The organism is Streptomyces sp. NPDC001410, from assembly GCF_042895235.1.
Classification (GTDB): Bacteria; Actinomycetota; Actinomycetes; order Streptomycetales; family Streptomycetaceae; genus Streptomyces.
Window position 1 is genome coordinate 344,975 of sequence record NZ_JBIAWE010000005.1, and the last position, 12,424, is coordinate 357,398.

10 protein-coding genes and 1 pseudogene are annotated in these 12,424 nt (G+C 73.3%); 5 read left to right on the forward strand and 6 right to left on the reverse strand.

Features of this window, described 5'->3' with window-relative positions; all coding sequences use genetic code 11:
- Nucleotides 1–181: 181 nt before the first annotated feature.
- The 5 genes and pseudogenes from ACFY3C_RS13190 to ACFY3C_RS13210 form a co-directional block, all read right to left on the reverse strand.
- Nucleotides 182–1,552 (reverse strand): hypothetical protein, encoded by a 1,371-nt coding sequence (locus ACFY3C_RS13190; protein ID WP_390770889.1) that lies wholly within the window; start codon nt 1,550–1,552, stop codon nt 182–184.
- Between the two features lie 71 nt (nt 1,553–1,623).
- Entirely contained in the window at nt 1,624–3,288 is a 1,665-nt protein-coding gene (locus tag ACFY3C_RS13195) for a glycosyltransferase (RefSeq protein ID WP_390770890.1), read from the reverse strand.
- A gap of 241 nt (nt 3,289–3,529) precedes the next feature.
- Nucleotides 3,530–4,030 (reverse strand): annotated as a pseudogene (locus ACFY3C_RS13200) (ATP-binding cassette domain-containing protein); the annotation flags it as partial.
- 99 nt (nt 4,031–4,129) lie between these two features.
- A complete protein-coding gene (locus tag ACFY3C_RS13205) occupies nt 4,130–5,821 on the reverse strand; it encodes a DUF3152 domain-containing protein (RefSeq protein WP_390770788.1) in 1,692 nt (563 codons plus the stop codon).
- Nucleotides 5,822–5,829: 8 nt separating this feature from the next.
- Nucleotides 5,830–6,960: an alpha/beta fold hydrolase gene (locus ACFY3C_RS13210; protein WP_390770789.1), complete on the reverse strand. Its 1,131-nt coding sequence runs from the start codon at nt 6,958–6,960 to the stop codon at nt 5,830–5,832.
- A 211-nt stretch (nt 6,961–7,171) separates the two neighbouring features.
- On the opposite strand from ACFY3C_RS13210, the gene ACFY3C_RS13215 reads away from it, so the two are divergent.
- The 4 genes from ACFY3C_RS13215 to ACFY3C_RS13230 all read left to right on the forward strand — a co-directional run bounded on the left by ACFY3C_RS13215 (nt 7,172) and on the right by ACFY3C_RS13230 (nt 9,007).
- On the forward strand, nt 7,172–7,396 hold the full coding sequence (locus ACFY3C_RS13215; protein ID WP_386578204.1) for a hypothetical protein: 225 nt from the start codon (nt 7,172–7,174) through the stop codon (nt 7,394–7,396).
- A gap of 166 nt (nt 7,397–7,562) precedes the next feature.
- Nucleotides 7,563–8,204, forward strand: a complete 642-nt coding sequence (locus ACFY3C_RS13220; RefSeq protein ID WP_362118461.1) for a TetR/AcrR family transcriptional regulator — start codon at nt 7,563–7,565, stop codon at nt 8,202–8,204.
- 134 nt (nt 8,205–8,338) lie between these two features.
- Nucleotides 8,339–8,566: a DUF3107 domain-containing protein gene (locus ACFY3C_RS13225; RefSeq protein WP_386578203.1), complete on the forward strand. Its 228-nt coding sequence runs from the start codon at nt 8,339–8,341 to the stop codon at nt 8,564–8,566.
- 171 nt (nt 8,567–8,737) lie between these two features.
- Nucleotides 8,738–9,007, forward strand: coding sequence for a hypothetical protein (locus ACFY3C_RS13230; protein WP_386578202.1), 270 nt, complete (start codon nt 8,738–8,740; stop codon nt 9,005–9,007).
- Between the two features lie 107 nt (nt 9,008–9,114).
- Here ACFY3C_RS13230 and ACFY3C_RS13235 read toward each other — a convergent pair whose 3' ends face one another.
- Nucleotides 9,115–9,861, reverse strand: coding sequence for a ferritin-like fold-containing protein (locus ACFY3C_RS13235; protein WP_386578201.1), 747 nt, complete (start codon nt 9,859–9,861; stop codon nt 9,115–9,117).
- Between the two features lie 506 nt (nt 9,862–10,367).
- On the opposite strand from ACFY3C_RS13235, the gene ACFY3C_RS13240 reads away from it, so the two are divergent.
- A partial coding sequence (locus tag ACFY3C_RS13240; protein ID WP_390770891.1) for a DEAD/DEAH box helicase occupies nt 10,368–12,424 on the forward strand: 2,057 nt, incomplete at its 3' end.

The window sequence follows — 12,424 nt, forward strand, 5'->3', positions numbered from 1 at the left end:
CCGGACGCTCCGGACGCTCCGGACGCTCCGTGTCGGGAGGTGGTCATCTGGTCTTCTCCTTCTAAGGGGTGATGCGGTTGCCTCCGGCGGTGGGCCGGGCGCCCGCGGCCTCGACCGCGGCCAGGTGCTGCCAGCTCGGGGCGGGTGGCGGCAGGCTCGGTTCGGGCCGGTGGCGGAAGGTTCACCCGGGTGCTCCCGTCGGCGCGTGGGCCGAGGCCCGGGTGAGGGTGCGCAGGGCGTGGACCAGCAGGACGAGGGCCGCGGTGCCGCAGGCGAGCGCCGGGACGGCGGCCGGGCCCCAGGCGTCCACCAGGGTCTGGACGGGGGTCGCCAGGAAGGTGCAGCCGGGCAGTCGGCCGGCCAGGAGCAGGGCGGGGGCCGCCACCTCGACGGCTGCCGCCGCGCCCAGGGTCAGGGCGGGGGCGTGCCGGTGGTGGTGCACGGTGAGGAGGCGGGCGGGCAGCAGGAGGGCGCCCAGGGTGAGGGCCTGTGGGTAGGCCGCGCTCTCGTCGAGGACGGCGCCGCACAGGGCGAGCAGAGCGGTGAGGGCGGCCAGGAACAGGGCGAACGCGCCGAGCAGCAGGGGCCGGGCGGCGGCCGTGAAGTCCTCCAGGCCCCGGCTGCCGGCGAGCCTGCGGCGGGCACCGGTGGTGAGGAGGTGGGCGCACCAGGCGGCCGGGGCGCAGGCCAGGGTGAGCGCCAGGGCGGGGGCGACGGCCACCGGCCAGGGGCCGTCGGGGATACCGGTGGGCAGGTCGTCGGGGCCGCCGGTCACGACCGCTTGCAGGAGTCCGTCGCCGAGAAGGGCGTACCCGAGCAGCCAGAGGGTGCACGCGCGTGTGCCGGTCGCCGTCCGCCACGGGGGTGTGCCGGGTTCGGTGGCGAGGGGGCCGCGGCGCAGGGCCGCGCGGACGGCGAGGCCGACGGCGAGGAGGCCACCGAGGGCCACCAGCAGGCGGGGCCGGCCCTGGGTGAGGTGCAGCCCGGTCACGACGGCCGCGCCGAGCGCCCCGGGCAGGAGGGTGAGCAGGACCCAGTCGGCACGGACACGGGGTGCGCGCAGCAGCTCGGGCTGGGGGCGTGGGGTGCCGTCGCGGGGCACGCGCGCGTACAGCTCCTCGGCGAGCGAGAAGACGTCGCGGTGCCGGAAGCGGGCGGCGGTGCGGTCGGTGACCCCGTGGGCCTCCAGCCCGGCGGCGATCTCCAGCGGGTCCACGGCCCGCTCGCACAGCTCCCGGTGACGGTGCAGCAGGGCTTTCACGGGGTCGGCGGCACCGCGCCGGGCGGTGGGTCTACGGCTCCTGCCGGACCCGGAGTCCGCTGCGGCCCCCACGGGCGCCGAGGGCGTGCGCGGGCGAGCCGCTCCGGAGGAAGTCCCGGCTGCCGAGGGCGGCTTGGGCCCCGGCCCGGCGGAGGCCCCCGCATGCACGGGCTCCTCCCCGCTCGCGCTGCCGTGCGTCTGCGCACCGGCCGGCCACTCCCCCGACCGCTCGTCCCAGGTGTCGGCGCCGCTCGGCATCGCGGGACGGTCCTGCCGGCCCGGCCGGCTCATGACGTCCCAGTCGTCCCAGTCGCCGTGGGTGTCGCGGGTGTCGCGGGTGTCGTCCAGCCCGCCGGAGCCGTTCACCGCGCCCCCTCCGGAGCCGCCAGCGGGGTCGCGCGGACCGGGCCGCCCGCCGCCCAGCCCGGAACACCCCGGGTCAGTACAGGGGCCGTGGGGCCGGTCCAGTGGACCGGGACGTGGGCCTCGGCCGGGGCGGCGAACGGCAGGGGCGCGCCCGCCTCGTCGAGGACGACGCGGCGTACCGGGCAGCGCGAGACGATCTCCAGGTAGATGCCGTGAAAAGCCGCGACGTTCTGCTCGACGGTGAACAGTTCGAGCGCGCGGGCGCGGGCGGCGGCACCGAGGCGCTCACGGCGCTCGGGGTCGTGCAGCAGCGCCACGCACGCTTCGGCGAGCGCCCGCGGATTGCGCGGTGGCACGACGAGGCCGGTGCCGCCGATGACCTCCACCACCGCGCCGACGTCGGTGGACACGGTGGCGCGTCCGCAGAACATGGCCTCGACCAGGCTGATCGGGAAGCCCTCGACGACGCTGGAGAGGACGACGACGGCGCCGCCGGCGTACGCGTCGGGCAGCGTCGGGGCCTCGGGGTCGCCGATCTGCTCGAAGGAGACCGGGTTGTCGCCGACCGCGTGCACGCCCTCCGCCTCGTCCGGGAAGAGCTGGGCGGCCAGGGCCCGGCAGTGGCGCAGGTAGGCCGGGCCCTCGGGGCCCGCGGGCGCGCCGACGATCCGCAGGCGGGCCTTCGGCGCCTCTTTGCGGACCTCGGCGAAGGCGTGCAGCAGGGAGACCAGGTCCTTGGCGGGTTCCACGCGCCCGACCCAGACGAGCGTGTCCGCGTCGGCGCGGTCCGGGGACTCGCCGACCTCCGCGAAGCGGGTGGCGTCCATACCCGGGTGGACGGTGCGGATCCTGGTGCGGTCGGCGCCGCACCGCTCCTGCCAGCGGCGGGTGTGGGCGTTGCCGGGTGTGAGGATCGCGGCCCGCCGGTAGACCTCGGTGGCCAGATGGCCGTGGAAGGCGGCGAGCAGGGCGCGTACGGCGGGGGCGGCGGCGTCGGGACCCAGGGCCAGGTAGTGCGAGCGCAGTTGCACGCCGTACTCGGTGACCAGCAGTGGTACGCCGGCGAAGTGCCGGGCGAGGAGTCCGGGCAGGGCTGCCTGACCGCCGGCGGTGGCGTGGCAGAGGTCGGCCGCGCCGAGGCCGTCGTCGCCGTACCAGTCGAGGGAGAGGGGGCGCAGGGCGCGTTCGAGGTGCGCCGTGACGGTGAGCAGGTCGGGTACGCGCGCCTCGCGTGCCGTGCGCAGCGCGCCGGGGGCGCGGCAGGCGCGCTCCAGGGTGCGGACGGCGGTGTCGGAGCGGAGCGCGCCGACCAGTCCGCCCTCGTCGCGGGCGAGTTCGGCGAGGCCGTACAGAGCGTCGCCGAAACGGTCCGCCTGTTGAGCGGACGCATCACCGGAAGTGGTGTCGGATCCGGCGCACAAGGCCCCGACCAGTTCCCCGTAGCACTCGGTGAAGCGCCGGCGCGCGCGCCGCCCGTACGCGACTTCGTCGTCCTCGGCCGTCCACAGCGGGGCCGTACGCACCCTGCTGACCTGCTCGGGGAGCGGGACCCAGCCCGCATCCTCCTGTTGTCGGCTGCGGCTGAGCGCGTAGAGGTCGAACTCGTGTTGTGCGAGCCCGCGCACGAGCCGGTCGCACCAGAGCCCGGCGTCACCGCTCACATGCGGATAGCCACCCTCCGTAAGCAGTCCGATGCGCACGTGTGCACCCCCGATCTCCCGTGAGTGGGAGCCGCCCTGGTCCTGGCGGCTCGCAACGGGACGAACGTATGCGGACATGGCGGTGGCGCGACGGACGGTTGTCCATCGCGCCACCAAAAGGGGTGAACGGTCGTAACTTTCGCGTGCGGGTAGCGTTCCGTCGCGCTAGGAGAGCAGACGGTGATCGACCACGTTCGAAACGTTACGCCACGGCCGGCTCCCGCCGGGCCGCCCGCCGCACCGCCGCCAGCTCCGGGTCGAGCGCGGGCACGGCGGCCAGGAGCTGCTTGGTGTACGGCTCGCGCGGGGCGTCGTACACCTCGTCGACGGTTCCGGACTCGACGACCTGTCCGCGGCGCATCACCGCGACCCGGGCACTGACCTGGCGCACGACGGCGAGGTCGTGCGCGATGAACACCAGCGCCAGGCCGAGTTCGCGCTGCAGCTCGCCGAGCAGTTCGACCACCTGGGCCTGCGTCGTGGCGTCGAGCGCCGAGACGGACTCGTCGCAGACGATGACGCGCGGGTCGGCGGCGAGCGCCCGGGCGATGCCGACGCGCTGGCGCTGTCCGCCGCTGAACTCGTGCGGGTAGCGGTCGTAGTGGGCCGCTTCGAGCCCGACGCGCTCCAGCAGTTCGACCACGCGCCCCCGGATGCGCTGCCGGTCCCTCCCCCGCGCGCGGAGCGGATCGGCGATGGACTCGATCGGGGTGCCGCCCTCGTACTCGAGTCCCTTCTTCAGGGTGTACGTCCAGACGGTCGCGTCCTTGCTGCTCATGCCAATGCGACCCGGCGGCCCCTGTCAACTCCCGGGATAGGGCCAGGGGTTGGGCAGGCAGTGGATCCCGTCGTGGTCGAGGAACTTGGTCTGCTGCTGCATGACCGGCGCCAACTCGCCGTCCTTCTGGCACGACACATGGCCGTGGCCGAGCCGGTGGCCCACCTCGTGATTGATGAGCATCTGCCGGTACGGGTGGATTTTGTCCCCGTATGTCTTGCTGCCCTGTGCCCACCGGTAGGCGTTGATCATCACGCGCTCCGTGGACGCCGAGTCGCAGGAGACATTGTCCTCCGTGGTGTCCAGGCCCGACTTGGCGCACCACTTGGCGGTGGTGCCGGGGCTGGCGAGCGTGATCACGAAGTCGGGTTTGCCGGAGGAGACGCGCTCGAAGGTACGGGCGCCGCCGTGGGCCCAGCTGCGGTTGTCGTTGAGCGTCTTCTGCACGGCCGCGGCGAACAGCTCGCCGTCCAGGCCGAGTCCCTGCTCGATGTCGACGCGGTAGGTGTACTTCTGGCCCTTGCCGGGCGCCTTGTCGAACCCCGGGACGGTGTCGAACTTTCCGGAGCCCTGCAGCGTGACGCCGAGCGGGTACTTCCGGTCCATCTTCTGCTCGTACGTCAGCGTCGCCACGCTCGGCGAGGCGGACGGGGTGCTCTGCCCGGGGACCTGGGTGCCGCGCGCCTGGTCGGTGGCGGACTGCGAGCGTGCGCCGGCGTCGTCGTTGCGGTCGGTGACGTGCCCGGCGACGACGACCGCGAGCACGGTGGTGACGGCCGCGGCCGCGATGCCCGTGAAGGCCCGCCCCTTGCCGCCGCCGCGCTGCGCGGGCAGGCCGGCCGGAGGCGCCTCGCCCCCGTCGGCCGCCGGCTCGGCACCGGCGTCGTACGACTCCTGCTCCTGAGCGGACTCCGTACGGCCGGACCGGGGCGCGAAGACGTCAACGTCCTCCTCGAAGGCCTGTAGGTAGTCCTGCCGGGGCCCACCGCCGGGACGGCCCGGCCCACCCTGCCGCTGCCGCGGAAAGGCGACACCGGGCCCGCCAACGCCCGGCCGCCCCCCGGGAGCAACCCCGACGCCGGACCCGGCCGCCCCCGCGAACTCCCCCCAGCCACCGCCGACTTCACGCTGCTCGGGATGCCCGCCACGGGCCTGCCCGGCACCACCGCCGAGTCTCGGCACACCGTGGGCAGGGGTGCCATCGGGAAGCCGAGGCATGCCAGGGGCAGGCGTGCCGTCGGGCAGACGCGGAGTCCCGTGCACCGGAGTCCCCTCAGGCACACGCCGACCGCCTTGCGCCCCCGGCCCACCCGGGAACCGAGGAACACCGTGGGCGGGCGTGCCGTCCGGAAGCCGAGGCACGCCAGGGGCAGGCGTGCCGTCGGGCAGACGCGGAGTCCCGTGGGCAGGCGTGCCGCCAGGAAAGCGCGGCACCGCCTGAGCCGGAGTGCCATCCGGAAAGCGCGGCACACCCCGAGCCGGAGTGCCGTCAGCGAAGCGCGGTGCGCCTCCCGGCGGGAAACCGGGCGCGCCCTGGGCGGTGCGCGGTGTGCCGTACCCCTGGGGAGCGCCCTCGAGTGCCTGGCGCTGGCCGGGCAGGGTGGGCTGTCGCGTCTCGCGCGGAGTGCCGGGGGCAGAACCCCGTCCCCCTCGCCGGGCGGCTATGTCGGCGGAGTCGTCCTTGGGGGCCGGTCCGCGGCGGCTGTGGCGTCCCACCTCGGCCCTCAGCTCCCCGCGCCCGTGGCGGCGACGTCGCCCCCGGCGGTCGTGTCGGATCCCGCGCTCGTGTCCGATCCGGCGGTCGTGTCGGATCCCGCGGTCGTGTCGGATCCGGCACTGGGCGCCGCGGCCTTGGCGATCCGGGTCGCGCCGACAGTCCCGGACTCACCCGCGCCCCCGAACTCCCCCTTCTCCGCGAGGAGTTCCTGGAACGCTCCGGCCACCAGCTCCGGGTATTCCATCATCGCCACATGCCCCGCCTCGGGCAGGGACAGGAGGCGGGAATCGGGGAAGGAGCGGGCGGCCTTGCGGGCCATGCGGTAGCCGACCAGCTGGTCACGGCCGCCGTAGATCAGCAGAGTCGGGGCGAGCACGCGCTCGGCCTGGCGCCACAGCCCGTGCTGGCCACCGAGGGTGTAGGCATTGACCACCCCGCGCGCGGAGCGTGCCATCGCGTCCCAGAAGTACGGCAGTTGCAGCCGCCGCTCCAGCTCCTCCACGGCCTGCTGGAACGCCTCCGACGTCACCCGCCCGGGGTCGCCGTAGCACAGCCCCAGCACGCCACGCACGCGCTGCTCGGCCGTCCACTCCTTGGTGAGCCGGGTGAAGAGCCCGGCCATCCCGGGCACGCCCAGCAGCGCCGTGGGCATCGCGGTGCGCTGCACGCGCAGCTCCGGCAGGGCGGGCGAGACCAGCGTCAGGGTGCGTACGAGATCGGGTCGTACGGCGGAGACGCGCGTGGCGACCGCTCCGCCGAGGGAGTTGCCGAAGAGGTGGACAGGACCGCGCTCGGCGGCGTCCAGATAACGGATGACCGCGCGCGCGTGCCCCGTGACGGAGTAGTTGCCGTCGTCCGGGGGCGGGGAGTCACCGAAGCCGGGCAGGTCGAGCGCCTCGCTGGCGACGACGCCGTCCAGCTCTCTCATCAGGGTGGACCAGTTCTGCGAGGAACCGCCGAGCCCGTGGACGTACAGCGCGGGCGGCAGCGCCTCGCGCGCGGGGCGCCGCGAACGCACCGACAGGGTGACCCCCGGCAGCCCCACCGACCTCAGCCGCTCGCCCTCGCCGACCCGGACGGACGCCACCTTCGGGAGGACACTGGCGGCCGTTACGGACGGCGACTCGGTCGAAGACATGCGCCAATGTTACGAGACGATCACGCTGTGGCTCATGTGTTCGCCATCACAGGTTGACCCCTGTCGCGGCGGAAACCCGGACCGGGGAACCGCACGGCGAACGGGCGTCCATGGCATGGCGTCCGGATCGGGTGTCTCCTAGGCTCGTACCGAGGGCACCCGGATGTGGCCCCTGCTGCTTCCAGGGACGTCCGTAGGAAGGGAGCCCACCATGGCCTATGACCCCATCGAGCCCGACGTGATCGAGGATCTGCCGGCCGACGACACCCCGGCGATCGACGTGGAGGCCCCTGAGGGTGACTCCGTCGAGCAGCACGCCGACATCACGCCTGAGCGCGACGACCCGCTCACGGGAGTGGATCCGGCCCGCGGGAACGAGGCCGATCTCATCGAACAGACGCGCGTGGTGACACAGGACGAAGAGGACTACCGCTGACCACGCGGGACCACTCGGCACCCCTCCGGCCGTGTAAGCCTGGCTTTGTGGCTTTCGTCGCCGTCCGGTACGTGAAATTCTGCGCTCGCACCGCGCACACCACGGTTACCGAAAAGTACGATGGCCGCGCGGCTTACACCGCATGTGGACGACTCTGGGAGGCGGCGTGACAGCCATCGAGCAAACCGAGGCGGCGCGCCCGCGTGGCACCCGTCTGCCGCGCCGAGCCCGACGGAACCAGCTGCTGGGCGCCGCCCAGGAAGTCTTCGTCGCGCAGGGCTATCACGCGGCCGCGATGGACGACATCGCCGAGCGGGCGGGCGTCAGCAAGCCGGTGCTCTACCAGCACTTCCCCGGCAAGCTCGACCTCTACCTCGCCCTGCTGGACCAGCACTGCGAGTCGCTGATCCAGGCCGTGCGCGGCGCACTGGCGTCGACGACCGACAACAAGCAGCGCGTGCGGGCGACCATGGACGCCTACTTCGCGTACGTCGAGGACGACGGCGGCGCCTTCCGCCTGGTCTTCGAGTCGGACCTGACGAACGAGCCCGCGGTGCGTGAGCGGGTCGACAAGGTCACCAACGACTGCGCCGAGGCGATCTGCGACGTCATCGCCGAGGACACGGGCCTGTCTCGCGCGGAGTCGATGCTGCTCGCCTCCGGGCTCGGCGGCCTCGCCCAGGTGGTGGCGCGTTCCTGGCTGCACAGCGACCGCAGCGTGCCGCGCGATCAGGCGGTGCAGCTGCTGACCTCGCTGGCCTGGCGGGGCATCGCCGGCTTCCCGCTGCACGGCACCGAGAACCACTGACGCTCGTTTGTTCCCGCCCGGTGTTCGCTGTTGGCGTTCCGGCTCGCAGCGTGTACGTCCGCTCACCGGGCTAATGTGTGCTGGGTACGGCGCGGAAGATCGCGCACATCACTGACCGTCGGAGGGACATAGCCGTGGAGGTCAAGATCGGCGTGCAGCACGCGCCCCGCGAGATCGTTCTGGAGAGCGGTCAGAGCGCCGAGGACATCGAGCGCGTGGTGGCCGAGGCGCTGGCCGGAAAGTCGCAGCTGCTGAGCCTTCAGGACGAGAAGGGCCGCAAGGTCCTGGTCCCGGCGGACCGCCTGGCGTACGTGGAGATCGGCGAGCCGACGGTCCGCAAGGTGGGCTTCGGCGCTCTCTAGACCAGGGTTCGGGAAGGGCCCGGCGGCACAGTGCCGCCGGGCCCTTCCGCCTGTGCGGCCTGCGCACAGATGGAGCACAAGTCGCCCACAGAGGAGGATTGCAATCCGCAGGTCACGGGTATGACCGGCTACGACCGTGAAGCGCAGGCCGGCCGTGGGAGGGACCCCGAGATGATCCTGGAAGCATTCGGATCCGCCGTGCTCGGTCTGGTCCTCGCCTGGGCGGCGACCCACCGGCTGTCACACCGCCTGCCCGCCCGGCCCCTGGTGTTCTCGACAGGCGTCGCCGGGGCCCTTTTCGGCGACTTCGTCACCCACAGCGCCCTCGGCTCAGGCAGCGTCCTGCTGAACCTCCTGGGCGCGGCGATCGTCTCGGCAGCATCGCTGTCCCTCCTCCTGCGCCCGTCAGCCCGCCTGCGCCGACGATCAGCAACGGCGTAGGGGGCGGCGCAGCCGCCCGCAAGGGGCGCGGGGAACTGCGCGCCCAGCCATGACGCACCCGCAGCCGCGAGCAGTCCGAAACCACCCCCCACAGAGCGCAACGGCTCTCAGGCCGCGAGGCCCAGCGCAGCCATCCGCTTGGTGTGCGCCTCAGTGATCCGCGAGAACATCCTGCCGACCTCCGCGAGATCGAACCCGTCGGCAACGCCACCCACGAGCATCGTCGACAGTGCGTCCCGGTCGGCGACCACCCGCTGCGACTGCGACAGCGCCTCGCCCATCAGCCGCCGCGCCCACAGCGCCAGCCGGCCGCCCACGCGCGGGTCGGCGTCGATCGCCGCGCGCACCTTCTCCACCGCGAACCCGGCGTGCCCGGTGTCGTCGAGGACGGCGAGGACCAGCTCGCGGGTGTCGGAGTCGAGGCGGGCCGCGACCTCCCGGTAGAAGTCGCTCGCGATCGAGTCGCCGACGTACGCCTTGACCAGGCCCTCCAGCCAGTCCGAGGGCGCCGTCTGCTTGTGGAAGCCGTCCAGGGCCGCCACAAAGGGCTCCATCGCCGCGGTCGGCTCCTCGCCGATCTCGGTCAGCCGGTCCCGCAGCCTCTCGAAGTGGTGGAACTCGGCCGAGGCCATCTTCGCCAGCTCCGCCTTGTCCGCGAGCGTCGGCGCCAGCTTGGCGTCCTCCGCGAGCCGCTCGAACGCCGCCAGCTCCCCGTACGCGAGCGCGCCGAGCAGGTCCACGACCGCGGCACGATAGTGCGGGTCGGCGGATGCCTGCGCCCAGTCCTGGGCGGCGACACCGGTGTGCTCGGCGGGTGCGGCGGACGCGTTCTCAGGCTTGTCAGAGCTAGTCATGAGGCGCACAATAGCCCGCTTGCCGTACCTCGGAAGCCCCTGGCCAACCACTGTGACCACGACTACGTGACCAAATCGGCCATCGCATGTGCGCCAATCCGGGGTATGGTGGTAATGCGCCTGCTGAGAGTGCGTCGACGGTGTTCGACGTCTTCTGACAGGCCGCACGCATGAGGATGCCCGGTCGGTGGCCCGATCGGCTCCGACCCGACAGCCCTCCCCGGCCGTACGGCTCATTACGTACGACGACCGGAGGGACACCCTCAGCGGTACGAGCGCTAGAGCGTCGGCAGAGGTCCCGTGTCTTACGGCTTGCCCGAGTGGTTCGCCCGTACGGCAGCCGACGTCCCCGGCACGGTCAGTCATGACCCCCCGCGCTCGCCTCGCACCGCGCACACAGAAGAGGCAAAACCCTGACTACGACGTTTCGTGAACTCGGAATCCTTCCCGAGACCGCCGAGGCCCTGGAAGCCGTCGGCATCATCACTCCCTTCCCCATCCAGGAGATGACGCTCCCCGTCGCCCTTTCCGGCACGGACGTCATCGGCCAGGCCAAGACCGGTACCGGCAAGACGCTCGGTTTCGGCCTTCCGCTCCTTGAGCGCGTGACCGTCCCCGCCGACGTCGAGGCGGGCCGCGCGCGGCCCGAGGCCCTCACCGACGCCCCGCAGGCACTCGTCGTCGTCCCCACGCGCGAGCTGTGCACCCAGGTCACCAACGACCTGCTGACGGCCGGCAAGGTCCGTAACGTGCGCGTGACGGCGATCTACGGCGGCCGGGCCTACGAGCCCCAGGTCGAGGCCCTGAAGAAGGGCGTCGACGTGGTCGTCGGCACCCCGGGCCGCCTGCTGGACCTGGCCGGGCAGAAGAAGCTGGACCTGAGCCACATCAAGAGCCTGGTCCTCGACGAGGCCGACGAGATGCTCGACCTGGGCTTCCTGCCCGACGTCGAGAAGATCATCAATCTGCTGCCGGCCAAGCGCCAGACCATGCTGTTCTCGGCGACCATGCCGGGCGCGGTCATCGGCCTCGCGCGCCGCTACATGTCGCAGCCCACCCACATCCGCGCCACCGCGCCGGACGACGAGGGCGCGACGGTCGCGAACATCAAGCAGTTCGTCTACCGCGCGCACTCCCTCGACAAGCCGGAGATGGTCGCGCGCATCCTGCAGGCCGATGGCCGCGGGCTCGCGATGATCTTCTGCCGTACGAAGCGGACGGCGGCCGACATCGCCGAGCAGCTGCAGCGCCGCGGCTTCGCCTCCGGCGCGGTCCACGGCGACCTCGGCCAGGGCGCCCGTGAGCAGGCCCTGCGGGCCTTCCGCAACGGCAAGGTCGACGTCCTCGTCTGCACCGACGTCGCCGCGCGCGGCATCGACGTCGAGGGCGTGACCCACGTCGTCAACTACCAGTCCCCCGAGGACGAGAAGACGTACCTGCACCGCATCGGCCGTACGGGCCGCGCGGGCGCGAAGGGTACGGCCATCACGTTCGTCGACTGGGACGACATCCCGCGCTGGCAGCTGATCAACAAGGCGCTGGAGCTGCAGTTCAACGACCCGGTGGAGACGTACTCCAGCTCCCCGCACCTGTTCTCGGACCTCGGCATCCCCGAGGGCACCAAGGGCACTCTGCCGCGCTCCGAGCGCACCCGCGCCGGGCTCGACGCGGAGGAGCTTGAGGACTTGGGCGAGACCGGTGGCCGCGGTGCGCGCGGTCGCGGTGGCCGGGGCGGCCGCGATGGCCGCGACGGCCGTGCCGAGTCCGCCACGACCGAGCGTGAGCGCCCGGCGCGCACGCCGCGCCGTCGCCGCCGCACCCGTGGCGGTGCTGCGCTGGACGCCTCCCCCGCTACGACCGCCTCGGCGCCGACCGCCGAGACCGGCACCGCGGAGGAGCCTTCGGCGACCCGCACCCCGCGCCGCCGTCGCCGTATGCGCGGCGGAGCCCCGGCGGAGGCGGTGCCGGCCACTGCCGCGACCGTGACCCCCGAGGCCGCCGTGGACACGGCGGAGGGCCCGGCCGGGGTGGAGACCCCGGAGAAGCCGCGCCGTCGCCGCACCCGGAAGTCGGCCGAGGCGGCCGAGGTCCAGGTGACCGAGGCTCCGGTGACCGAGGCCGCACCTGTGGCCGAGGCCGCGCCCGAGGCCGCCGCCGAGGTGACCGTGGCCAAGCCGCGCCGTCGTACCCGCAAGACGGCCGAAACGGCAGTCGCGACGGCCGAGGGCACCGAGGAAGCCGCCCCGGCGACCAAGCCCCGCCGCACCCGCAAGACGGCCGCTGCCGCGCCGGAAACGGTGGAGGCCGAGGTCGAGGCCAAGCCGCGCCGAACCCGCAAGACCGCCGCTGCCACCGCCGAAGCCACCGTGGACACGGCCGAGGCCACCGAGGCCAAGCCCCGCCGCACCCGCAAGACCGCCGCCACCGCCGCCGAAACGGCAGTCGCGACGGCCGAGGGCACGGACGAGGCCGCCCCGGCGACCAAGCCCCGCCGCACCCGCAAGACCGCGGCCGCCGCCCCGGAAACGGTGGAGGCCGAGGTCGAGGCCAAGCCGCGCCGAAC

Excerpts from the sequence above, each read along its gene's own strand:
- ACFY3C_RS13190 (WP_390770889.1), bottom strand. The coding sequence starts at position 1,552 with ATGAGCCGGCCGGGCCGGCAGGACCGTCCCGCGATGCCGAGCGGCGCC.
- ACFY3C_RS13210 (WP_390770789.1), bottom strand. The coding sequence starts at position 6,960 with ATGTCTTCGACCGAGTCGCCGTCCGTAACGGCCGCCAGTGTCCTCCCG.
- ACFY3C_RS13215 (WP_386578204.1), top strand. The coding sequence starts at position 7,172 with ATGGCCTATGACCCCATCGAGCCCGACGTGATCGAGGATCTGCCGGCC.
- ACFY3C_RS13230 (WP_386578202.1), top strand. The coding sequence starts at position 8,738 with ATGATCCTGGAAGCATTCGGATCCGCCGTGCTCGGTCTGGTCCTCGCC.
- ACFY3C_RS13235 (WP_386578201.1), bottom strand. The coding sequence starts at position 9,861 with ATGACTAGCTCTGACAAGCCTGAGAACGCGTCCGCCGCACCCGCCGAG.